Annotated in this window: 22 protein-coding genes; 13 read left to right on the top strand and 9 right to left on the bottom strand. The window is 30.9% G+C overall.

Annotation, left to right across the window (positions count from 1 at the left end; translation table 11 throughout):
• Window positions 1–7: 7 nt before the first annotated feature.
• Window positions 8–2,935: an Eco57I restriction-modification methylase domain-containing protein gene (locus DTL3_RS02535; protein ID WP_045087387.1), complete on the bottom strand. Its 2,928-nt coding sequence runs from the start codon at window positions 2,933–2,935 to the stop codon at window positions 8–10.
• Window positions 2,936–3,062: 127 nt separating this feature from the next.
• On the bottom strand, window positions 3,063–3,944 hold the full coding sequence (locus tag DTL3_RS02530) for a thermonuclease family protein (protein ID WP_052670291.1): 882 nt from the start codon (window positions 3,942–3,944) through the stop codon (window positions 3,063–3,065).
• 318 nt (window positions 3,945–4,262) lie between these two features.
• Here DTL3_RS02530 and DTL3_RS02525 point away from each other — a divergent pair, with 318 nt between their 5' ends.
• The 3 genes from DTL3_RS02525 to DTL3_RS02515 all read left to right on the top strand — a co-directional run bounded on the left by DTL3_RS02525 (window position 4,263) and on the right by DTL3_RS02515 (window position 6,734).
• On the top strand, window positions 4,263–5,555 hold the full coding sequence (locus DTL3_RS02525) for a D-serine ammonia-lyase (RefSeq protein ID WP_045087386.1): 1,293 nt from the start codon (window positions 4,263–4,265) through the stop codon (window positions 5,553–5,555).
• Between the two features lie 63 nt (window positions 5,556–5,618).
• Window positions 5,619–5,984, top strand: a complete 366-nt coding sequence (locus tag DTL3_RS02520) for an HIT family protein (protein WP_045087385.1) — start codon at window positions 5,619–5,621, stop codon at window positions 5,982–5,984.
• A gap of 180 nt (window positions 5,985–6,164) precedes the next feature.
• A complete protein-coding gene (locus DTL3_RS02515) occupies window positions 6,165–6,734 on the top strand; it encodes a DJ-1 family glyoxalase III (protein ID WP_045087384.1) in 570 nt (189 codons plus the stop codon).
• Between the two features lie 54 nt (window positions 6,735–6,788).
• Here DTL3_RS02515 and DTL3_RS02510 read toward each other — a convergent pair whose 3' ends face one another.
• The gene (locus tag DTL3_RS02510) at window positions 6,789–7,940 is read right to left on the bottom strand and encodes a GLUG motif-containing protein (protein WP_045087383.1); all 1,152 of its coding nucleotides are present in this window, start codon (window positions 7,938–7,940) and stop codon (window positions 6,789–6,791) included.
• A 271-nt stretch (window positions 7,941–8,211) separates the two neighbouring features.
• On the opposite strand from DTL3_RS02510, the gene DTL3_RS02505 reads away from it, so the two are divergent.
• The 6 genes from DTL3_RS02505 (at window position 8,212) to sufU (ending at window position 13,882) form a co-directional block, all read left to right on the top strand.
• Window positions 8,212–8,631, top strand: coding sequence for a hypothetical protein (locus tag DTL3_RS02505; protein ID WP_144403461.1), 420 nt, complete (start codon window positions 8,212–8,214; stop codon window positions 8,629–8,631).
• 180 nt (window positions 8,632–8,811) lie between these two features.
• Window positions 8,812–9,585 carry a Fe-S cluster assembly ATPase SufC gene (gene sufC, locus DTL3_RS02500; protein ID WP_045087381.1) on the top strand — a complete coding sequence of 258 codons (774 nt, stop codon included), beginning with the start codon at window positions 8,812–8,814 and terminating at the stop codon, window positions 9,583–9,585.
• A gap of 4 nt (window positions 9,586–9,589) precedes the next feature.
• Window positions 9,590–11,005 carry a Fe-S cluster assembly protein SufB gene (gene sufB / locus DTL3_RS02495; protein ID WP_045087380.1) on the top strand — a complete coding sequence of 472 codons (1,416 nt, stop codon included), beginning with the start codon at window positions 9,590–9,592 and terminating at the stop codon, window positions 11,003–11,005.
• Window positions 11,006–11,035: 30 nt separating this feature from the next.
• A complete protein-coding gene (gene sufD / locus DTL3_RS02490; protein WP_231854035.1) occupies window positions 11,036–12,262 on the top strand; it encodes a Fe-S cluster assembly protein SufD in 1,227 nt (408 codons plus the stop codon).
• Complete coding sequence (locus DTL3_RS02485) at window positions 12,240–13,466, top strand: SufS family cysteine desulfurase (protein WP_045087378.1); 1,227 nt, start codon at window positions 12,240–12,242, stop codon at window positions 13,464–13,466. Before sufD ends, DTL3_RS02485 begins: the two co-directional genes overlap by 23 nt.
• The gene (gene sufU / locus DTL3_RS02480; protein ID WP_231854034.1) at window positions 13,454–13,882 is read left to right on the top strand and encodes a Fe-S cluster assembly sulfur transfer protein SufU; all 429 of its coding nucleotides are present in this window, start codon (window positions 13,454–13,456) and stop codon (window positions 13,880–13,882) included. Before DTL3_RS02485 ends, sufU begins: the two co-directional genes overlap by 13 nt.
• A 131-nt stretch (window positions 13,883–14,013) precedes the next feature.
• Here the strand turns inward: sufU and DTL3_RS02475 are convergent, their stop codons facing one another.
• The 5 genes from DTL3_RS02475 to ribD all read right to left on the bottom strand — a co-directional run bounded on the left by DTL3_RS02475 (window position 14,014) and on the right by ribD (window position 18,213).
• Window positions 14,014–14,514, bottom strand: a complete 501-nt coding sequence (locus DTL3_RS02475; protein WP_045087377.1) for a gamma carbonic anhydrase family protein — start codon at window positions 14,512–14,514, stop codon at window positions 14,014–14,016.
• Between the two features lie 221 nt (window positions 14,515–14,735).
• On the bottom strand, window positions 14,736–15,218 hold the full coding sequence (ribH, locus tag DTL3_RS02470; RefSeq protein ID WP_045087376.1) for a 6,7-dimethyl-8-ribityllumazine synthase: 483 nt from the start codon (window positions 15,216–15,218) through the stop codon (window positions 14,736–14,738).
• Window positions 15,219–16,445 carry a bifunctional 3,4-dihydroxy-2-butanone-4-phosphate synthase/GTP cyclohydrolase II gene (locus DTL3_RS02465; protein WP_144403460.1) on the bottom strand — a complete coding sequence of 409 codons (1,227 nt, stop codon included), beginning with the start codon at window positions 16,443–16,445 and terminating at the stop codon, window positions 15,219–15,221.
• An 11-nt stretch (window positions 16,446–16,456) separates the two neighbouring features.
• Window positions 16,457–17,107 (bottom strand): riboflavin synthase, encoded by a 651-nt coding sequence (gene ribE / locus DTL3_RS02460; protein WP_045087375.1) that lies wholly within the window; start codon window positions 17,105–17,107, stop codon window positions 16,457–16,459.
• Window positions 17,108–17,121: 14 nt separating this feature from the next.
• Window positions 17,122–18,213 carry a bifunctional diaminohydroxyphosphoribosylaminopyrimidine deaminase/5-amino-6-(5-phosphoribosylamino)uracil reductase RibD gene (gene ribD, locus DTL3_RS02455; protein WP_045087374.1) on the bottom strand — a complete coding sequence of 364 codons (1,092 nt, stop codon included), beginning with the start codon at window positions 18,211–18,213 and terminating at the stop codon, window positions 17,122–17,124.
• A 225-nt stretch (window positions 18,214–18,438) separates the two neighbouring features.
• Between ribD and nadA the strand changes: the two genes are divergently transcribed.
• The 4 genes from nadA (at window position 18,439) to rpoD (ending at window position 22,898) form a co-directional block, all read left to right on the top strand.
• Window positions 18,439–19,344, top strand: coding sequence for a quinolinate synthase NadA (nadA, locus tag DTL3_RS02450; RefSeq protein ID WP_045087373.1), 906 nt, complete (start codon window positions 18,439–18,441; stop codon window positions 19,342–19,344).
• A 76-nt stretch (window positions 19,345–19,420) separates the two neighbouring features.
• The gene (nadC, locus tag DTL3_RS02445) at window positions 19,421–20,263 is read left to right on the top strand and encodes a carboxylating nicotinate-nucleotide diphosphorylase (protein WP_045087372.1); all 843 of its coding nucleotides are present in this window, start codon (window positions 19,421–19,423) and stop codon (window positions 20,261–20,263) included.
• A 571-nt stretch (window positions 20,264–20,834) separates the two neighbouring features.
• Entirely contained in the window at window positions 20,835–21,500 is a 666-nt protein-coding gene (locus DTL3_RS02440; protein WP_045087371.1) for a histidinol phosphate phosphatase domain-containing protein, read from the top strand.
• A gap of 126 nt (window positions 21,501–21,626) precedes the next feature.
• Complete coding sequence (gene rpoD, locus DTL3_RS02435) at window positions 21,627–22,898, top strand: RNA polymerase sigma factor RpoD (protein WP_045087370.1); 1,272 nt, start codon at window positions 21,627–21,629, stop codon at window positions 22,896–22,898.
• Window positions 22,899–22,939: 41 nt separating this feature from the next.
• On the opposite strand, the gene DTL3_RS02430 is transcribed toward rpoD, so the two are convergent.
• Window positions 22,940–24,142 (bottom strand): acetate/propionate family kinase, encoded by a 1,203-nt coding sequence (locus DTL3_RS02430; RefSeq protein WP_045087369.1) that lies wholly within the window; start codon window positions 24,140–24,142, stop codon window positions 22,940–22,942.
• Window positions 24,143–24,191 lie beyond the last annotated feature (49 nt).

The following is a 24,191-nucleotide window of genomic DNA, read 5'->3' as shown; positions in this document are numbered from 1 at the left end:
TTATTATTTAAAAAATGTTGTAGAATATTTCTTTATTAATCAAAATACCATCATCTATCCTAATATTAAAATCTATCAATTGTATTTTTTTTGTAAATGTTGTCATTTCTTTAGATTTATCATTTTGTTTTTTTAAAAATGATAGGATGTTCTTTTTGGTTTTTTCATTTATATTATGATAGTGGATTAAAAAACCAAAATTATTGTTTCCTAACTTCCACACTATAGGACGATTTTTATATAATTTATTATGAAATGTAAAATAATCTTTTCTAATAAAAGTTTTTAAATCTGTATTTATTGTATCTTCTAACAAAAATCGATCTTTGAAAATTTTAGATAATAATATTTCTTCATTTTTGTTTGAAAAGCCATAGCTAATAAAGCCTTCTTCGGATTCTAATAGGTAATTTTTAATATCATTGTCTATTTTTAAACAAGCCATCTGTTTTAATTCAGACGCAGCAATTTTCATGTGATTAAAAATTAATGCAGGGTTTTGTAAAGTTTTTTTGCTCAAACTTTCGACATAATTGTTATAGTACTCCTCAGGAAGAGCTTTTTTTTCACAAGAAATAACTTCAAAACGATGAACGTTGTTTTTATAAAATTTTTTTATAAAAAATTCAACACTGTTAAGATCTTCTTTAGTTAACAAGAGTTCGTTGATATCCTTTTCATCTAATAAAGATGCCAACGGAGGGAGCTTGTCAAAAACTTTTTTTTCACAAGCAAAAAATGCAGAAGGAATTCCTTCGCTTTGATATACTTCATTGATACTATCAGGTGATAGATTGTACAAGTCAAACACAATTATATCTATTAAACCATTAGATAGTAACAAGTAAGTATCAAGTGCATTCTTGGTATGTAAATAGAGATGGAATTTAGAAGGTTCATAAAATAATGTTTCATCAAAATGAAGCTCAGTTGGATAAATTTGAGTATTATGTTTTTTTATTGCTATATTCACTTTGGATAATAATTCAAGATATTTAATATTTTCAGAATCAATAAATATATTTGTGGGTACAGGTAATTTTTTTAGATCTCCAACCTCTAGATCTACACTTCCAGCAACAAATTTCTCTAAATAAGAGAAGAATGCACTATTTAGCAGACCTAGAAATCTAAAAATATACTTATCCTCGTGAAAAAATATAGAACTTCCCTTACAATCAAATAAAAAATTTTCCGGGAGATATCTAAAAGTAGCCCCCTTGGAAGTTGTCATGGTATAGGTAATTCCTCTTTTAAAATAATATTTCCTATTAGGAAGATTGTTTCCCATGTTTTTTAAGATATTATAATTTTCCTCATCAAAGGCAATTACCCACCATAAATTGCCAAACCATTTATTATAAGGTCCTCCTTTAGTATAAGGAACCCACTTTTTACCATCTTTTTTATGGTTAAAGCTGATATCCTCTTTTCTAACTTCCCAAAAATATCTTAAAAATTTTTTATTATTTCCTGTTGCGATTCCCTGTCTCACATCAGCGCATGATTCTAAACAAGCATTTTCAAAAATATCAATTATGTCTTGTTTTATCCAATAAATAAAAGGGGATCGAGGAACTTTTGAGAAAATAGTTTTATCAACTTTGTATACATATCTATTCATTAAGTCTTGATTTTGGTCTTTCCATATTGCATCTAAAATCTTCTTTTTTTCATCTTTTCCATTAAATGAAGTGAGTTGTATATATTCACCAGGATTGTTTTTCTTACTTTTTTTTAAAACATACATTGCTGTATCTACGAGAGCCGAATCGAAGACACCTCCTAACCCAAAATGAACCAATTTTTCTATATTCATGTTGTTTATAATAAACTTACGTGTTTGTTCATAGCTACTAATAAACATAAATGTTTGAGGAGTTATCATTCCAATGTATCCATTATCTTTCAGCAGTTCATAATTCTTTTTTATGAAGCAAGAGTATAGATTTTTTCTAAAATCCCTGTAGTCTTCATTTATATATTTTTTTAGATCATCTTTATAATCAGATGAATCAAGATATGGAGGATTGGTTAGAACAATATCGTACTTTTGAGTTAAAATTTTTATTAATTTTGAAAGATAATTATCTTGAATATTCATTTTTTTTAATATTTTAAGATCAGATTGAGTAATCAAGCTTCCCATAACCTCTAATTTTTTAAAGAGTGGGTGGCCTGACTTTAATTTTGGAATAGAAACAAAATTTGTCTCCCGTATTTTTAATACACCGTCTTCCATTGCTTTTATTTTTAAAATCAGATTTGTTATTTCAACAGCAATCTCATCTATATCTACACCATATAAATTATGAGTAATTATCATTTTTGAAGCTTCTTTAGGTTCATAACCTTTAGATAAATATATATTTTTTAATGCATCATATATTTGAATAATAAAGTTCCCACATCCACAAGCAGGATCTATTATCCTAATTTTTTCGATAGAGATATTATTTTTATCTACAAAATTTTTAGTCAAGGTATGTTCTATCAGAAATTCTACTATCCATGCTGGGGTATAAAATTGTGAATTATCAACCGCTTTTTTTTCAGAAGGATAGTTGTAATATTCATAGCACCAAGATATTATTTCTTCGTTATTCCAATTCTCATCGGATGTTTCTTTAAATAAAAAAACTATATTTTTTAGGTTTTTTTCTGTAATCTTATGAATTATAGAAAAAATTGCATCAAAATTATTAAAATTATTATGTAATATTTGAATTAGGTAAAGGTATTTAGATAAAAGACTAGGATTTTTGACGTCATCTTCAAAAATCCTCATAGATTTTTTTATTAGGCCTTTTGCCTCTAGAACCTTAATGACTATGAAACTAAGAAATAGTTGTAGCGAAATAGTCTCATCTTTTGTAATTTCTTCTAATATAAGATTTTTTAACTTTGGCGTTATCTTTTTGGCTAAACTAATCAAAACTGTCACCCCAAGGCATTTTTTAAAATTATTTTAATTATGAGATATTTTACTAAACAAAATTTACACAAGAGGTAAAATCCAGAAATTATATAAAAAATGAAATTACTAATTTTTTCATATTTATTTATTTTTTTGATTTTCTAAAACCAGCAGATTGGGCTTCTTGTTCCGTTTTGAACCATATTTCAGGAATAGTTTGTTCATAATATAATCCTCCAGGCATATGATAGATCTTTTCTCCTTTAGAATTAATATTCCCTTTGATGAGCCCTTTTCCTTCAGTATCAACGTAAACCTTTTGAGTAGGAGTAGAGGTATCTGTTAATGTAGCAAAATTAGTAGCATCACTAGTTAATTTTTCGCTTAAAGCCCACAATCCTAAATTGTTATCTTGAGCTTCTTTCGAATAAGTTAAAAAATATTCTTCATATTTGACATCAGGTGGAAAAGTTGAAATTTTTGCGAATCCGTTTAGTAGAAGAATAGCATTAAACATTTTTGTACGTATTTCCAAGTCATTTATCTCATTTGGTGGTTCAAGCCAAATATATCTCAAAAGTCTTCCATACCTATCTGTTTCTGAAACATCTTTTTCAAGATATACAGTTTTACCTAATAATTCTTTGGTAGTAAAAAGGGAGGCCTCAAGACCAAAAGGTTCAATTTTTGTAGTGCTTTCAGGTGTATCTATACCAATGAATCTTGTTTTATATATTTTTCCATCGATTTCAATTTCGACAGTGTCTCCATCTATTACCCTTGTAACGACACCTTTTTCCAAGCTAATAGGTATTTTCAAAAGTTTTTCTTCAAAAAACTTGTCGTACAAGTCTAATTTCTTTAAATCATTTTCTTCGCTTTCTATTTCATTTAATTGTTCTACAATTTCCTCATATGCTTTTAATCTTTCTATATTAGACTCTATGGAAGTAATGTCAAATAATGATTGACTAAATAATGTGAAGGTAAATATTATTAATGTGAAAAAAGTGATAAACTTTTTCATAAAATAATCTCACTCCTAAACTTTATGATTATTATTTAATAATTATTTGTTATATGGATATTTTATTAATATACAAATAAATTATATCACGACTGTTCTTATACCACAATGTGAATAATACAACTTGAAGTTTAACTATAGAAATGAGGTCATTTTTTTGTAACAATTAGTATTTTTGATTGTTTAATTCCTCCAGGTATAATAATTTATGGTAATTTAAAAGTGAAAGATTCACATTCCTAATGGAATTAAGTGATACCTAAAATCATTTAAAAAAGAAGCTAGGCAATTTATAAAAAATTAAAAAGGAGATTAAAGATGAATAATGTTTTCAAATCAAGAGAAGATCCTATATTAATTTCTAAAATAAAGTCATCGGAAGAAGTTTTGTGGATAAATGATAATAAAAAGGAGTTTAACGAAATTCTTGATGATTTACCTATATCATATGAAGACGTTATTGATGCAGAAGCTAGGTTACAAAGATTTGCACCATATATTAGAAAAGAGTTTCCAGAAGTTAGGAACGGCATTATAGAATCTCCAATTTATGAAATTAATAATATGAAGAAGAGGCTTGAATGCGATTATTCAAGAAAAATAAAAGGTAAACTATTTCTAAAAAGAGACGATTTGCTTCCAATAGCTGGGTCAATCAAAGCAAGAGGTGGAATATATGAAGTGTTAAAACACGCCGAGAAGTTAGCTATAGAAAATAGTATGCTTTCTATTGAAGATGATTATAGTGTTTTATCGGAAGAAAGGTACAAAAAGTTCTTTTCAAATTATACAGTGCAAGTTGGAAGTACAGGAAACTTGGCTTTAAGTATAGGTATTATAAGCGCCAAAATAGGTTTTAGGGTAATCGTACATATGTCTCAAGATGCAAAGCAATGGAAAAAAGAACTTCTAAGAAGTAAAGGAGTTGAAGTAGTTGAGTATGATGGGGATTTTTCAGTAGCTATAGAAGAAGGAAGGAAACGTTCAAAAGAGGATCCTAACAGCTATTTTGTAGATGATGAAAATTCTAAGGATTTGTTTTTAGGATATGCGGTTGGAGGTATAAGAATTAAACAACAATTATCTCAGTTAAATGTAAGAGTTGACGAAGATCATCCATTGTATGTATATCTACCTTGTGGTGTTGGAGGTTCTCCTGGAGGTATAACTTTTGGTTTGAAGCTTGTTTATGGAGACAATGTTCATTGCTTTTTTGCCGAACCAACCCATTCCCCAGCAATGTTAGTTGCTTTAGTTACAGGTTTGTTTGATAAAATTTCTGTAACCGATTTTGGATTAGATAATAAAACAGAAGCTGATGGCTTGGCAGTTGGTAGAGCTTCTTCTCTAGCTACGAGAATGATGGATAGGGTGGTTGATGGAGTATTTACAATAGAAGATAAAAGGCTATACACATTTTTAAAAGCATCAGTTGATGAAGAAAATATATACTTGGAACCTTCTGCTTTCGCAGGATTTTTTGGTCCAATTTATTTTTCAGATATAGAAAACTGTTGTCATATGTGCTGGGCTACAGGAGGAAGTTTAGTTCCAACATATGAAAAGAAAAGAGACTATGAAAAAGCGTTAAGTTTGTTGAAAAGTCAATAATGCTAATTTTCAAATATAGTATAATTATATTGATGTGGTAAAATGAGTTAAGGAGTTGATTTAATGAGTCGGTGTATTTTTTGTGATATAAAAGATAATCCAGATAATATAGTTGTGCAAAATGAATTAGCTTTTGCTATATACGATAAACACCCGGTTAGCAAAGGCCATATACTTGTAATTCCAAAAAGACACTTTGATAGTTTTTTTGAAGCGACTGAAGAAGAAATAGTTCGTTTATATCAACTTATTAATGAATGCAAAAAAATCATAGATGAACAGTTTAAACCAAGCGGGTATAATGTTGGGGTAAATGTTGGATACGATGCAGGACAGACGGTTTTTCATTTGCATATACATTTAATTCCTCGTTACAAAGGGGATACTACACATCCGATTGGTAGTGGGATAAGACATATTAAAGATTGAAAGAAATATGATGTCTGTGAACCTACCCATTTTAGAAAGGATTCATTTTCAGAGATTTTCAATTTAAACTAGGTACAACGCGGAACTTTCATTCTCTTTTTAGGTCAAACTAAAGAAGAAGATAAAAACAGGTGATTAGAATCTACAAAACAATACTTTACTATTAAACTAGGGGGTGGTATTATGAAAACTTTGGTTTTTTTAGCTGAAGGATTTGAAGAGGTAGAGGCATTAACAGTAGTAGATTATCTCAGAAGAGCAGGAATAGAAGTTGATACAGTGTCAATAACGAATGATAACAAAGTGAAGGGTTCTCATAAAATAACTGTTATAGCAGATAAAAAGATTGATGAATTGAAAGATATATCTTCATATGATGGTGTTATTATCCCGGGAGGGATGCCTGGCTCAGAAAAACTAAGAGATAATAATTTAGTTATCGATATAGTAAAAAAAATGAACGAATCAAGTAAATTAGTTGCAGCAATATGTGCGGGACCAATAGTTCTTGCAAAAGCTGGAATAATAAAAGGGAAAAAGGTAACTTCTTATCCAGGATTTGAAAATGAACTGAAGGATGGTATATATGTAGAAAAACCAGTTGTTAGAGATAAAAATATAATTACCTCACGTGGACCGGCGTTAGCAGTAGATTTTGCAATAGAGATAATAAAGTATCTGGCAGGAGAAGAAAAAGCCCAGAAACTAAAAAAAGATATTTTATATCAATATCTTAAGGCTAACAATTAGAATAACAATAAGATAAAAAGTCTGACATCTTTGTAGCCTTTTTTTGAGTAATATCTATTTGGGTAAATAATTGTGTGATATATTATCTTGCCATTTGAAATAAGGAAAAGTTATATTTTCCTCAATACTCCATATACTTAAAAAATTCCAATCTTTGAAGGTATCTTTTTTCGTCATTAATTCGATCTCTGTTTTTCTAAATTCAGATCCTGAGCCAAATCCTACAACCTCACCCACTAAATTATTTCCAGTGGTATTTCCGCATGTGTAACAATTTTCTATTTTACTACTATTGTTGTTACCGACAAGGCCACCTACATATGTAATACCTGAAACATTTCCTGTGGAGTAACAATTTTCTATTACTCCACCAAGAGAATTTTCCCCTACTAGTCCACCTATTTTACTTACACCTGAAACTTCTCCTATTGAATAACAATTTTTAATGATACCACTAACATTGTATCCAACGAGACCTCCAGAAAAATTTTCACCTTTTACATTACCTAATGAAAAACTGTTTTCTATTTCGCCCCTGTTATATCCAACCAAACCGCCTGTATAGATATCACTTTGTACATCTCCAAAAGCACAATTATTGCTTATTTTTCCTCTATTATGACCAACAAGTCCGCCAATATGTGATTTTCTTTGAATAGTTACATCTGTTCTATTCCATTCTATTACGCCAGTAAAGTTCCCACCTACTAAACCACCTACGTTGTTATCCGCAGATATATTACCGCTTACAAAACAGTTGCTAATTGTACCACTATAAACATAGCCAATTAGTCCACCAACGTCTGCTCTTGCAACTATATTTACATTTTCTAGACATACATTTTCTATTTTAGAATTACCGGACATATATCCAAACAACCCTATGATATCTCCTTTTGGTTTATCCGTTGGTTTATTCATTTGCACATTTAATATCTTATAACCATTCCCATTATATGTCCCTGAAAACGGTGAAGTATTGTTCCCAATAGGTTCCCAATCTTCATAAGTACTTAAATCAATATCAGATATTTGTTTGAAATGTTTATCTAAAAAATGCCGTATGTTATATAACTGGTTTGAATTTGATACTAAAAATGGATCCTCTTTGCTTCCTGAACCTCCTGCAAAATCTACTGAATTAGAAAAAGAGAACAAAGACACAGCAATTAAGATACCTATAAACAAAAACTTTCTTCTAAACATATAAATACCCCCCACATATAATATAGTAAAACAACAAAAAAGAATTTAATAATAGTTGAAGTTAACTTAAATTAATTAAGTATAATTAGCTTCAAATTTAATTATGAATTAATTTTATTATATCATCTTTTACAAATTTGTTTGTAACTATAAATTTATATTATATTGAATCTAGAAATTAACTATTATTCATATATATAAATATTATAAGTATGTGATACAATTAATTAATTTTATATCTCTCAATACTATACAATTTTTAATTCATTATTTGTATAAAATACATCATCAAGAAACTTTAAAATTTGAAGGGGATACTTTTAAAGGTTCAATTTCTAATGAGAATGGAGTTATAGAATTATCTAGAGAAGAATACTCTTTTCCACTGGGTTTGTCAGCCTTTTTTAGGATTCCTGTATTAGTTATTGATATTATTCCTTATGGAGAACTTTATTTAGAAAGTAAGTTGATCAATTGGGGAATAAAGCTAAAAACTTCTTTATTAGAATTTATGCCATTGTCTTTAGGTATAGAAAAGAATTTTGGTTATTGGAAAGCGAGTTTAGGTTTTGGTTTGAACACAAGGATTATTGAAAATAGCACGGAAGTATCTTTGGTTAATAAAGAAATTCAAAATCTTTTTGATATAAATAGTATAACATTTAAGACACATTTTGCATTAGGTTTTTAGTAAAGGTATTATGTTATTGAATTGAGTGAGTATTTTTCATTATTATTTAAATATTGTGTGGTATTTTAATAGCCTTTTAAGATACTCTGTTTAGCCTTGACTTAAAGTGGACAAATATGGTAGAATTTAAAAACCAATTAGGAATTAATTTTTTAAAATGGATATTGAGGAGGAGAATTGATGACAGCACTGTTAGAAATTCGTGATTTGAGAGCAGAAGTCATAGGAGAAGGGGTTGAAATATTAAAAGGTGTTAATTTAATTATTAATAAAGGCGAGACACATGCCTTAATGGGTCCTAACGGTTCAGGTAAATCTACTTTGGCTCATGTTATAATGGGTAATCCAAAGTACAGGGTTACGTCAGGAGATATATTATTTGAAGGTCAATCAATATTGAATCTTTCAACTGACGAAAGGGCGAGATTAGGTTTATTTTTATCTTTTCAGATACCTGAAGAAATTGAAGGTATAAAGATGAGACAATTTTTGATAAATTCATATAGAAACATTCATTCAAAAGATGAGAGAACTCTTTTAGATTTGAATAAATCAATATCTGAACTTACGCAAAAGTTAGATTTAAATCAAGATTTTTTAGAAAGATATATTAACACGGGTTTTTCTGGTGGAGAGAAGAAAAAAAGTGAAATCTTACAGATGGGTTTTCTTAAACCAAAATTATGCATTCTTGATGAAATAGATTCCGGATTAGATATAGATGCTTTAAGAATTGTATCCGAAAGTTTAAACAGTTTTAGGACAGAAGAAATGGGGATTTTACTTATTACCCATTATCAAAGGATTTTAAACTACGTTGTTCCAGATTTTGTTCATGTTTATATTGATGGAAGAATAGTAATGACTGGTAAAAAGGAATTAGCTGAAGAAATTGAAGAAATGGGGTATTCGATAATAGAAAGAGAACTAGGAATCAATATAAACGAGGAGTGAAAAAATGTCTAGAGATAAAGAATTTAATATAGAAGATTTATTAATAGATCAAAGTAAGTTTGATTTCAAAAGCCAAGTCAAATATGCATATAAAACAATACCAGGATTAAATAAACAGGTTGTAGAAGCAATTTCTGATCAAAAACAAGAACCAAAATGGATGAGAGATCTTCGATTAAAAAGTTTAGAAGTTTTTGAAACATGGAGGGATCCCAGATTTGGTGTTGATATATCTGACTTAGATGTTAGTAAAATTGTTGCGTATATTAAACCCGATGCAAAAAAAGCTACATCTTGGGAAGAAGTTCCCTCAGAGATAAAGGACACTTTTGATAAATTGGGGATTCCTGAGGCTGAAAGAAAAGCTTTAGCTGGAGTAGGTGCTCAATACGATTCAGAAATTGTGTATCAGAACATAAAAAAGGAAATGGAAAAATTAGGGGTAATATTTTTGGATATGGAAAGTGCCGTACGAGAATATCCTGACTTAGTAAAAGAATATTTTATGAAGGCTATTCCTATTACAGATCATAAATATGCGGCATTTCATGGTGCAGTTTGGAGCGGAGGCACCTTTTTATATGTTCCTAAAGGAGTAAAAGTTCCTTTACCACTTCAGGCTTATTTTAGAATGAATAATCCAGGTATGGGACAGATGGAGCATACTATAATTATTGCAGATGAAGGTAGTGAAGTTGTTTTTATTGAAGGCTGTTCAGCCCCATTTTATGAAATAACAAATCTACATGCAGGGGCGGTAGAAATATATGTAAAAAAAGGTGCACGAGTAAAATATGCTACTATTCAAAACTGGAGTAAGAACACTTACAATTTAAATACAAAGCGAGCCATAGTTGATGAAGATGGAATAATGGAGTGGGCTTCGGGTTCGATGGGTAGTGAGAAATCTATGATTTACCCAGCTTCTATTTTAAGAGGTAAGGGTGCAAAAACTGAAACTAAAGCAATTACTTACGCAGGTCCGAAGCAACATATGGATACAGGTTCTAAGGTGTTCATGTTAGCTCCCTACACAAGCGCCAATGTTGATGCCAGAAGTATAAGTATTGGTGGAGGTTGGGCATTTTATAGAGGTTGGCTTAGAGTGGGAGGAAATGCCAAAGGTGCAAAAGCTTCTGTATCTTGTCAAGCATTAATGTTGGATAACATTTCAAAAAGTGATACGATTCCATTAATTGAGGTATATACTGATGAAGCCGATATAGGACATGAAGCTAGGATAGGAAGGATTAGAGAAGAACAGATATATTACTTGATGAGTCGGGGTTTGAAGGAAGCAGAAGCCAAGGCGCTTATTGTAAGAGGATTTGTCGAACCTTTTTCAAAAGAGCTTCCACTTGAATATGCAATAGAGCTAAATAGACTTATAAATTTAGAAATAGAATCTTCTATAGGTTAAAAGCTTAATTACTCAATTTAACAACAAGAGGTGGAAAAGTTGGACACAATTTTTGAAAAAACAATAGATATGAAACATAATAATATAAAAGCTGTAGAATGGCAAGTTCCGCAGATACAAGCAAAAAAAGATTATGGAGATTTTGAATTTCAATCTTCGTTAGAGCATATATCTAACGATTACTTAAAAACTTTTAAAAGTTATAGATTTGAAGCATACAAAAATTGGGGTTTTCCTAAATGGAAACGAACTAAATTAAATGGCTATGAACCTGAAAAATACATATCTTTTGCTCCAACAGCAGTTAAAGGAAAAATTTTTGGTATAAATGGTATAGATGAAGATGGGATTGAAATCCTTGCAAAATACGATTTTGAAGGGGCTCATAGGAAGTTTTTGTTAATGGCAGAAGCATTTTCCAATACTGGTTTTTATCTTAAAACAGAAGAAGGAGAAACACGAGAACCTATAATAATTAACTATTATTTGAAAGCTCCAATATATGAAATGTCTGTTTACAATTTAAAACCTTTTTCAAAAGCTACAGTTATAAGAATTTTAAGATCCAATGATCAAGGAAAAGGTTTTAGAACAACTTCAAATAGAATAATTGTCCATAAAAATGCCTCTTTAGAATTAGTTAACATAAATCTAAACGGAAATAATGATATCAATATAGATAATATCTTTATAGAATTAGAGGAAAATTCAAAAGTTGAAGTAATAGATATTAATATAGGCGGAAAAATTACTGCTCCTCATTTTATTTTTAGATTTTCAGGGAAAAATTCAGTAGCTACTGTTAATCCTTATTATTTAGCAACTAATGATAATATTATAGATATGCTTTATTTAATGAGGTTTTATGCACCAAAAACCACAGGAAGTATTAATGGTAAAGGAATTATAAAAGATAACTCTAAAGCTGTATTTAGGGGTTTTCTTGATATTAAGAGAGGGGCAAAAGACACTAATGCTGCTGAATCAAGCTATACCTTAACTTTGTCTGAAAAGTCCAAAGCCGAAGCAATACCAAGTTTAACAGTGGATGAAAATGAGGTGACTGCATCGCACGCAGCAAGCATCGGAACTATAGAATCAGATAAATTATATTATCTAATGACGCGTGGATTTTCTAGAGAAGCTGCCAAAAAAATGATTGCTTATGGAATTTTCGAACCAGCAGTAGATAAGCTAAATAGGTATGGGGAAGACATTAGTCAGGAGGTACGAAATGTTGTCTTCCAACGAATATGAAGAAGAATTTCCTGTATTAAAGAGAAAAATAAATGGTCATAGATTAGTTTATTTGGATAACGCTGCTACATCATTGAGGCCCAAGCAAGTTATGGAAGCTGTTACTGAATATAGTTTGAATCATCATGCCAATGTTCACAGATCGACCCATACATTAGCTTCTGAGGCAACTGAGATGTTTGAGTCATCCAGACAAAAAATAGCTAAATTTATTAACGCACAAGAAGAAGAAGTTATCTTTACTAAAGGAACAACAGAATCCTTAAATTTATTGGCTTATTCTTTAGCTATCTCTAAGATCGTTAAACCAAATGAAGAAATATTAATTACTACCATGGAACATCATTCGAATTTTGTACCTTGGCAGCAAATTGGTAAGATCTTCAATATTAAAATCAAATATTTCCCATTGAGAAAAGGTATATTTGAATTAGATGAGTATTTAAAATATATAAATTTAAAAACAAAAATAATCAGTATAACTGGGATATCTAACGTTACAGGGCAAGTTATACCTATAAATATGATTGTAGAAAAAGCAAGAAAAATAAGAAAAGATATAATAATTATTGTAGATGGTGCACAATATGTACCTCACATTTCTGTTAATGTAAAGTCATTAGATATTGATTTTTTAGCTTTTTCTGGTCATAAGATGCTAGGACCTACAGGTATAGGAATATTATATGGGAAAAAAGAGTATTTAGAACGAATGTCTCCATTCCTATATGGAGGAGAAATGATTGATAAGGTAAGTATGGAAGATACAACTTTTACCATACTCCCTTATAAATTTGAGGCTGGTACTCCCAACGTAGAAGGAAGTATTGGTCTTGCAAAAGCTGTAGACTTTTTACAACAAATTGGCATGAATAATATAGCCCAACATGACAATGAATTAACTCAATATGCCTTAGAAAAGATGAAAAAGTTAGATTTTTTAGAGATTTATGGCCCAAAAAATAATCTACAAAGTTCTATCATTTCTTTTAACGTAAAAGGTATTCATCCGCATGATGTAGCACATTTATTAAATGAAATAGCTGGAGTAGCAATTCGTAGTGGACATCATTGTGCGCAACCAATGATGACTGAACTTGGAGTTAGATCTACATGTAGAGTTAGCTTCTATATTTACAATCAAAATGAAGATATAGACATTTTAATTGAAGGCTTAAAAAAAGTTTGGGAGTGGTTAAAATAGGAATTGAAGATCTTTATTCAGATATAATTCTAGACTATGCCAAAAACAGTAAGTATAGAAAAGAAATTCCCGCTAGTAAAAAGGCAGAAGGGAAGAATTTGTCTTGTGGAGACGAAATAACGATTTTTGTAAAAGTTGATAAAGGTAAAATAGTTGAAGCATCGTATTTAGGACATGGTTGTATTATTAGTCAAGCTTCTGCTGCTATGATGTGTGAAATAATAGAAGGAAAAACCGTTGAAGAGGCAGAAAAGATCTTGAATGAAGTCATAAAAATGTCTCAAGGAAAAGAGTACGATAAGAATTTAATAGATGGTATGGAGGTTTTTTCCGATATTTCAAACTTTCCAATGAGAATAAAATGCTTCACACTTTCGTGGCATACTTTAGAAGAAGCTATTAATAATCAAGATTGAATTTCAGGGCATAATATGCTAAATAATAAATAAAGTTTAATTTTAAAGGACGAATAAAAGCTAGTCATTAAATTAAAAAATGTTCCTTTATTAGGAACATTTTTTAATTATTTATTCAAAGGGTATATCATTTATAAATATTGTCTTGATAAATAGTAGTATTCTTTTGCTGATTCTTTAAGTTTTTCAATTTCCTCTTTTGTTAACTTACGTAGTACTTTTCCAGGAACGCCTACTACTAAACTGTTAGGTGGAATTTCTTTGTTTTCTGTTATTAATGCTCCTGCACCAATAAGACAGTTTTCAGAAATTACAGCTCCATTTAGAATTATAGCTCCCATACCAATAAGGCAATTGTCATTAATTGTACAACCATGAATTATTGCACCATGACCTATTGTAACGCCATTGCCAATTATAGTAGGATAATCATAATCAATATGTACAACTGCGTTATCTTGAATGTTAGTGTATTCACCAATAGTTATGGGCCCAATGTCTGCCCTTAAAGTTGCATTATGCCAAATGCTGCATCCCTTGGCTATCTTAACATTTCCTATTATTTGACATCCTGGTGCCAAAAAAACATCATCTGCAATAATAGGTTTTTTATTCTTAAATTCGTGAATCATTTATCAAACCTCCTAAAAATATTTATTTTACCCACTTTAGAAATTCCAAAATCCTTATGGAAGGGGGAGGGCTCCGCCCTGGACCCGTTATAAGTTCAAAAGCTCACTTTTAGGAAATCCTCATTTCTTAAAGACCTAACATACATCCATTTTAAGCACAGGATACCCCATCCTTCTATCCTTTAAAATAGAGCTTTTACAAGCTCCCACTTCAAAATTCGTCAGAGTTTAAGTGGTGGGTGGTTGACAGTTTTTATAAGATTTGCCATTTCAATAGCTGTAATTGCTGCCTCCGAACCTTTGTTGCCTGCTTTGGTACCGGCTCTTTCTATGGCTTGTTCAATATTATCCGTGGTTAATACACCAAAAGCAATAGGTATACCTGTTTGTAGTGATATTTGGGCAATTCCCTTTGACAGTTCTGATGCTACGTAATCAAAATGAGGTGTTGCCCCTCGAATTACTGCACCTAAACTAACAATAGCATTATATTTTCCTGATAGAGCCATTTGTTTGGCAATTAAAGGGATTTCAAAGGCACCTGGTACCCATGATATTTTTATATCTTCTTCAGCTACTCCATGCCTTTTTAATGTGTCTAGTGAACCACTTAACAATTTGCTAGTTATGAATTCATTGAAACGACTTACAACAATGCCTATTTTCAATCCAGTACCTATTAAATTGCCTTCATATATTTTCATTCACTTTTCCTCCGTATCAAAATAATTTAATATATGACCCATTTTTGATTTTTTGGTCTCCATATAATACTTATTGACTTCATTTGGGGGTATTTCTATAGGTACTCTCTCAACAACTTCTAACCCATATCCCATTAGTCCAACTATTTTTTTGGGGTTATTAGTCAATAGTCTTAGTTTTTTTATCCCTAAATCAACTAATATTTGAGCACCTTCACCGTAATCTCTTAAATCAGCATCAAAACCCAGTGTTAAATTTGCTTCAACGGTGTCTTGTCCTTCTTCTTGAAGTTTATAAGCCTTTAATTTGTTGATAAGACCTATGCCCCTTCCTTCTTGACGCATGTAAAGTAATACACCTCTGCCTTCTTTTTCTATTTGTCTCATCGAATTATGCAGTTGATCACCACAATCACAGCGCAAAGATCCAAAAGTATCCCCAGTTAAACATTCTGAATGTATTCTAGCTAGTACTGGATTTCCATCTGAAATATTTCCTTTAATTAAAGCAATATGGTGGTCTTTGTTTATTAAACTTTCATATGCAACTGCAGCAAAGTTTCCATATTTTGTTGGCAGGCTTATTGGCTCAGTTACTCGTTTTATTAGTTTTTCATTTTTTCTTCTGTAAGTTATAAGATCTGCTATAGTAATTAATTTTAAATTATGTTTTTTGGCAAATTCTGATAATTGGGGCAAACGAGCCATAGTTCCGTCATCGTTCATTATTTCACATATTACTCCAGCAGGGTATAAACCCGCTAATCTTGCAAGATCTACAGCTGCTTCAGTATGACCTGTTCGTATTAATACTCCGCCTTCTTTTGCTTGAAGGGGAAATATATGGCCGGGTTTTATTAAATCTTCTGAGGTAGTTTTTGGATCAACCAGTGTTTTTATGGTTAAAGCACGTTCATGTGCTGAAATGCCCGTTTTAACAGATTTTGCATCGACTGAGACTGCAAAGGCTGTACGTTGGTGTTCGGTATTGTTTAAAACCATTTGAGGAATATCAAGCATTTTTAATCTTTGAGAGGTCATAGGAGCACAGATTAGCCCACGGCCAAACTTAGTCATAAAGTTTACGGCTTCTGGAGTTATGAATTCAGCTGCCATTAGGAGATCTCCCTCATTTTCTCTATCTTCATCGTCTACAACTATTACCATTTTACCTTCTTTAAGATCTTCTAGAGCTTCTTCTATTGAGTTAAACTTAATTTGATTCATATAGGTCCTCCTTAAATGAATCCGTTATTTTTTAAAAATTCTTCGTTTAAGATATTACTTTTATTGTTTTTTCCCATATTATCTATAAATTTTGCTACATACCTGCCAATCATGTCACATTCTATATTCACTTTGCTTCCAGTTTTTTTATATTTTAAGGTGGTGTTTTGTAAGGAGTGTGGAATAATCGACACTGTGAATCCTTTTTCATCAATATTAGCAACGGTTAAACTAATTCCATCGACGGCAACAGACCCCTTTTCGACAATATAGAAGAGTGTTATTGGTTCAACATGTATTGTAATGTATAGGGAATTTTCTTCCTGAAATATTCTATTTATTATACCAATTCCGTCAACGTGTCCACTAACTAAATGTCCTCCTATTAAATCTTGGAGTTTAAGAGAAGGCTCAAGATTAACATAATTTCCTTGCTTTAGGTCATAAAGATTTGTTCGTTTTACTGTTTCTGGGGTAGCATCTGCCCAAAATATATTATCTTCTTTTTTTGATACTGTTAAACATACCCCGTTTGTACATATACTATCCCCTATAGCTATTTTAGGGGCTAATTTAGGAGCCTCTATTGCAAGACGAATTGATTTTGAACCTTTAATTATATTTCGTACCTTTCCAATCTCTTGAATGATACCAGTAAACAATCTTAATTCCTCCACTAAATAAAATAACCTTCAATTAATATATCTTCCCCTAAGCGTTTAATAGAAATATTTTTGAGATTCCAAGCATTAACAAGTTTATCAACACCTTTTCCTCCAACAGCGGAAGGTGCTTTTCTTCCACCAACAATTTTAGGGGCTATAAAAATCATCACTTTGTCTACAAGGTTATCTTCCAAAAATGAAGCTGCAAGGGTGGGTCCCCCTTCTACAAGCAGACTATCAATTTCTCGATTATGAAGTTCTGCCATTAATTCGGGTAAGTTTACCCTATCTTTTGATTTAGTAATTATTACTTCAGCACCCTTAGATTTGAAAAGTTCAACTTTAGATTTTGCAATGTTTTCAGAAGCAACAATTATAGTTGGAGATAGATCTGTATCTAATACATTAAAATTTAAAGGGGTTTTTCCAAAACTATCTACTATAACCCTTATAGGTTGTTTTTCGACATTTATATTTGGTAATCTTACTGTGAGGTTAGGATTATCTGCTAGAACTGTTCCTATTCCAGCCATAATTGATGAAACCCTGTATCGCCACCAGTGAGTATATTCCCTTGATACCTCATTTGTTATCCATCTTGAATCTCCTGAAGCTGTAGCCACTTTTCCGTCTAAAGTCATGGCGCATTTCCAGACTACAAAAGGCATTTTAGAAGTTATATATTTGATAAAAATTTCATTTAGCTTTTTAGCTTCTTCTTCTAGTATTCCTTCAATTACTTTGATACCAGCTTGCTTAAGTTTTTTAATGCCTTTACCTGAAACCTCAGGATTAGGGTCCTGCATAGCTATAACGACTTCTTTTATGCCAGCCTTTATTAAAGTGTCAGTGCAAGGCGCGGTTCTTCCAAAATGGCTACACGGTTCAAGGTTGACATATAAAGTCGAACCTTCTGATTTTTTGCCAGCTTGTGCAAGAGCATTTATTTCGGCATGAGGCTCCCCGGGTTTTTTGTGATATCCTTCTCCTATTATCTCACCATTTTTTACTATTACTGCTCCAACAAGAGGGTTGGGATTAGTTGTTCCCCATCCGCGTCTAGCTAATTCCAAGGCACGTTGCATGTATATTTCATGTAACATCAGTTGCCTCCTTAAAATTTGGGATTATAACATCTTTAGAAATTCCAAAATCCTTATTTCTAAAACCACAAATTTAGAATTATATAGAATATTACTTGATTATAACATATTGTTTATGGTTAATTATATTAATTTCAGATATATTTGTTTTTTTCAATTTCTATGTAGTAAAATAGAGTCAATACTAATTCTGATTAATTTACAAAAATACAAAGAGGTGTAAATTTGAAAAAATCAGTTTTTTATAAAATAAAACGTTTAAAAAATGAAAAAAATGCGTTGATACTTTCCCATTTTTATCAACGTTCAGAGGTTCAAGAGGTAGCTGATTTTGTTGGGGATTCTCTGGAATTAGCTCGTATAGCTTCAGAAGCACAGGAAGAAGTTATAGTATTTTGTGGGGTAGATTTTATGGCCCAAACAGCCTATATTTTGTCACCTAGTAAAACAATTCTTTTGCCAAAAACAGACGCTAGCTGTCCGTTAGCGAATATGATTTCTGCAAATGAACTTCAATCATTAAAACAACTTTATCCTGATGCCAAAGTGGTAAGCTACGTTAATACTACAGCAGAGGTTAAAGCTCTTAGCGATTTATGCTGTACTTCTTCAAATGCCCAGAGGGTTGTTAATTCTATTTCTTCGAATAGTAGAATTATTTTTGTTCCAGATAAAAATTTAGGGCTATACATAAAAGAAAAAACAGGCAGAGATCTTGTCTTATGGGATGGTTATTGTCCTATTCATAACAGATTAACTGTGGAAGAAGTTGAGTCCGCTAAAAATAGGCATCCTGAGGCCTTAGTATTAGCCCATCCGGAATGCCGAATGGATGTTCTTAAATTAGCAGATTTTGTGGGAAGCACAAGTTCAATGGTAAATTATGTACAAGATAGTATTTTCAAAGAATATATTATTTGTACTGAAAGTGGAGTTATAAATAGAATGAAAAAGATCTGTCCCCAAAAAAAATTTTATAGTGCATGTTCTAATTTTGTTTGCAAAAACATGAAATTAACGTCTTTAGAAGATGTATTGATATCTTTAGAGACAATGGAACCTAAAATTACTATATCAGAAGAAATTCGTTCTAAGGCTTTTTCCCCTATATCTAGAATGATGAACATATAACAAAGTAATTACTTGAATAGTTAGTATTTCTTTAAAGATGTAGAATTGCTAAATTCTTTTAGAGGAGAGTAAATAAATGATACCTTTAGTTGATAAGTTTGTAATTAAAAAATATATCGAAAATTTTCTTGAGGAAGATATTGGATGGGGTGATATTACCACAGATTTGCTTATAGATCATGATATTAAAACAACTGCCTCTATAAAAGCAAAAGAAGAAGGTGTAATAGCCGGTCTTGATGTTTTAGATGTTATTTTTCAACTTTTAGATTCATCGATTACGTTTATTAAAAAGATTAACGATGGAGATGAAGTTGTGTCTGGGGATATTATAGCAGAAGTAAAAGGTCCTATTAATAAGATTCTAAAGGGAGAAAGATTATGTCTGAATTTACTGCAAAGAATGAGTGGCATAGCTACATATACTAGACATCTCTGTAATTTAATCAAGCCATATAAAGCTAAAGTTACCGATACACGAAAGACAGTACCAGGATTAAGATATTTTGACCGTTATGCAGTTGTAATAGGTGGAGGTGTAAATCATCGCTATAACTTATCTGATTCCATATTAATAAAAGATAATCATATAAAGTTAGTAGGAGGTATAAAAGAAGCGTTAATAAAAGTAAAAGCGAAAGCTTCTCATACACAAAAAATTGAGATAGAAGTCCAAAATTTAAATCAATTTCAAGAAGCTTTAAAATATGGTGCAGATATTATTCTCTTAGATAATATGAGTATTGATTCTATTAGAAAGGCTGTAGAAGTTGCACAAGAAAAGGTTATTTTAGAAGCCTCAGGTAATATAAATGAGTCTAATATAGTTTCCTTTGCTGAAACTGGAGTTAATATCATATCATGTGGAGCATTAACTCACTCAGTGAAAGCATTAGATATAAATATGATAATTGAATAATTTTTTAATAAATATGGTATTATTAATAAAAAAAATGGTAAAATCAATTTATACGTTTTTTAGATTGAAAGCATAAAAAAAACCGGATCCATGTGGATCCGGCAAGAATGTCTGGGTTTATCTCAGGGGGATAGGGGGATCTTTCTTTTTTCAATACCATTATAAAACAAATTATGTTAATCTTCAAGGCAAATAAGTTACTATTAAATTTACTTAGGTTAAAATTCAAAAACTTTTGTTATTAAAAAATTATTTTTGGATAAATATGGTAACAGAACAACAAGAAAGTCTCCGCATTCAATGTTGATTCATAAATATGATATACAAATTATTTATATAATAAAAAATCTTTTAAAATAAACGATGATGATTTTAGAAGGTAATTCGGAAAAGTAACCAACTTTGCTTTTGAGATAAATATAAAAGTTAAAAATTATAGATAATTAAGAAGTGTTCATAAATAAATTCTAAATGAGCATTTATAAATCAAAATCTAAAATGTTTTCGAAAATGTATATTTTATTATTCCAACAAGCGTCAAAAAATAAATTGGTAAGGGGGTAACTATTTAATGAAAAAAGTTTACGATTTTCACACCCATACTTTACTTAGTGATGGAGCATTAATTTGTAGTGAACAGATAAGGCATGCGCAAATTAATAATTATGGAGCTATTGCTATAACAGATCATGTTGATGCATCTAATATTGATTTCATTTTAAATAGTTTAAATAAGTTTATTGATACTGAAAAAAAATATTTCAAAAATATAGAAATAATTCCTGGAGTAGAGGTAACCCATGTCCCGCCTGTTATTATAAATGATATAGCAAGATATGCAAAAGAAAAAGGTGCCAAAATTGTAGTTGTTCATGGTGAAACTATAGTAGAGCCAGTTTATGAAGGAACAAATCACTATGCAGTTAGGTCTAAATACGTAGATATATTAGCACATCCAGGTATCATTTCAGAAGAAGATGTAAAAGAGGCAGCAAGTAATGGAGTGTTCTTAGAATTAAGTGCAAGAAATGGTCATAGCTTATCAAATGGGCATGTATGTAAATTAGCCAAAAAATTTGGTGTGAAGTTGTTAGTAAATAGTGATGCACATGAACCAGACGATTTTTTAAATTATGAATTTGCTTTTAAAATTGCTATATCTTGTGGTGTGGAGTATGAGGAAGCTATAGAAATTTTAGAGAAAAACCCAGAACTTCTATTAAAAAGGTGTTATTAATAAAAAATTTACCAAATATTATTCTAAAATATACCTTTTTTTGAACCAAATCCGTTTTTTGGTGTCTAAACTAATGCGTGGTTTTTTGGAAAAGAAAAAATTACCCAGATTATAGGGAGGGGTTAAATGAATAAAAATAAAATAACTGAAAAAGAAAAAGTCGAAATAATGGAGGGTCTACAGAACGTTGATTTTGAAGAATTAAAAGAAGAAGAAGGAATGGTCCAATTAAAAGTTAAAAAAAGTCAAAAAAATATTCAGTCCATAGACAAAATAATTGAAACTTTAAAGACAAAAGCTAAAAAGAAAAATAATAAATTATCATATTCAGATATTGACCAGGCTATTCCTATTGAACTTTCAGACGAAATTGATAATGAGTATATAGATAAGATATATGAGGCTTTAGAATCTGAAGGTATTGAAATCATAGAAGAAGATGAAAACGAAGAAGAAAATGTTAAAAATGTGCTTGTAGACCAAGAAGAAGAAATTGAAGGAGAAGATTTTGACGAATTATTTGCAGATACTGAACTACAGATGTATGACAATATATCACTTGGTGATCCAATAAAAATATATCTCAAAGAAATAAGTAATATTGAGCTTTTAAGTCCTTCAAGGGAAAGACAATTAGCTATGAGGGCTCAAAAAGGAGATAAAAAAGCCAGAGATGAATTAATCAAGGCCAATTTGAGACTTGTAATAAGTATTGCAAAAAGATATACTGGTAGAGGATTAAGTTTCTTAGATTTAATACAGGAAGGAAACATAGGTTTAATTAAAGCTGTAGACAAATTTGATTGGAGGAAAGGATTTAAATTTTCCACGTATGCAACATGGTGGATAAGGCAATCAATTACAAGAGCAATAGCCGATCAAGCTAGAACTATAAGAATACCGGTACATTTAGTTGAAACCATAAATAGAATGAATAGAGTCATAAGAGAATATTTACAAGAACACGGAGAATATCCATCTACTGAAGAACTTGCTAAAATAATGAAGAAACCAGAGGAAAAAATAAATGAGATATTAATGAGTGCTAGGGATGTTTTGTCCCTTAATTCTCCTATTTCCAGCGGAACTGGTGATGATGAAGAATCAGAAACTGGTGATTTTGTAAGTTCTGAAGACACTACTCCAGAAGAGGAAGCTCAAAAAATGATATTGAGAGAAAGAATTGAAGAGGTTTTAGATACATTAAGCACTAAAGAAGCTTTGGTTATAAAAATGAGATATGGGCTTTTAGATGGAAAACAAAAAACTTTAGAAGAAGTTGGCCAGTACTTCAATGTCACTAGAGAAAGAATTAGGCAAATTGAAACTAAAGCTTTAAGAAAGCTAAGACATCCAAACAGGATGGCTCAATTAAGAGATATTGTTGAGAGTTTATAGTAGTAAGATATATATAAAACCGCCTCTTTGAGGCGGTTTTCTTATTTTTTTTGGTTTTCAACAATTTCTTTTGTATCACGAGCTATCATTAATTCTTCGTTTGTCTTTATTACCATTACTGTAACTTTGGAGTCATCCGAGGATATTATACCCCCTATTCTGTTTAAACTGATATTTTTTTCATCGTCTAATTTTACTCCAAATATACCTAAATAGTCACAGACAGTTTTTCTAACTTCTGGATCATTTTCTCCAACACCTGCTGTAAACACTAATGCATCGAAACCATTCAAAATTGTTGCATAACTTCCAATGTATTTTGCTATTCTATAAGTATATACGTCAAAAGCTAATTGAGCTCGTTTATGTCCCTCTTTTATAGCCTTTTCTATATCTCTCATATCGTTGCTTATTCCACTTATTCCATATACGCCGCTCTTTTTATTTAAAATATTATCAACTTCATCTATAGAATAACCCTGTCTCAATAAGAACAAAGGTACTGTGGCGTCTACATCACCACTTCTTCCTCCCATAACAAGTCCTTCTAAAGGAGTAAGACCCATTGAAGTATCAACCACTTTTCCACCTTTTACTGCAGCTAGAGAGGCACCATTCCCTAAATGAGCGCTAATTAATTTTAATTCTTTTATATCTTTACCAAGCATTTTTGCTGCTTCAATGGTTATGTATTTATGACTTGTTCCATGAAAACCGTATCTTCTGATTTTGTATTTTTCATAGAATTCATATGGAAGTCCATATAAAAATGCTTTAGGTGGCATTGTTTGATGAAAAGAAGTATCAAAGACAGCAACTTGAGGAACATCAGGCATGAGTTTTTGTGCAGCTAATATTCCAGTAAGGTTAGGTGGATTATGAAGAGGTCCAAAAACCGCATGTTCTTCTATGGCGTTAATAACGTTGTCATCTATTAATACTGATGAAACATATTTTTCACCACAATGAAGTACTCTATGTCCAATAGCGTCAATTTCAGACAAACTTTTAAAACACCCATATTGAGGATCAATTAATAAATTCATCACTTTTTTTAAGGCTTCTTCATGATTTGTGATCTTCAATTCTTCTGTGTACTTTGAAGTTCCGTTTTCGTGTTTAATGCTGGATTTTTTTTCTCCTATTCTTTCTACTAAACCTTTCAACAATATTTTTTCATTTTCCATGTTTATAACTTGATATTTTAAAGAAGAGCTCCCAGAGTTTATCACAAGTATTTTCATTTCTGCTGCTTAACCTCCTGCATTATTTAAAAGTATTAATAATTTTGTT

It is taken from the genome of Defluviitoga tunisiensis, from assembly GCF_000953715.1.
Lineage (GTDB): Bacteria > Thermotogota > Thermotogae > Petrotogales > Petrotogaceae > Defluviitoga > Defluviitoga tunisiensis.
This window is presented reverse-complemented; position numbering and strand designations above follow the sequence as displayed.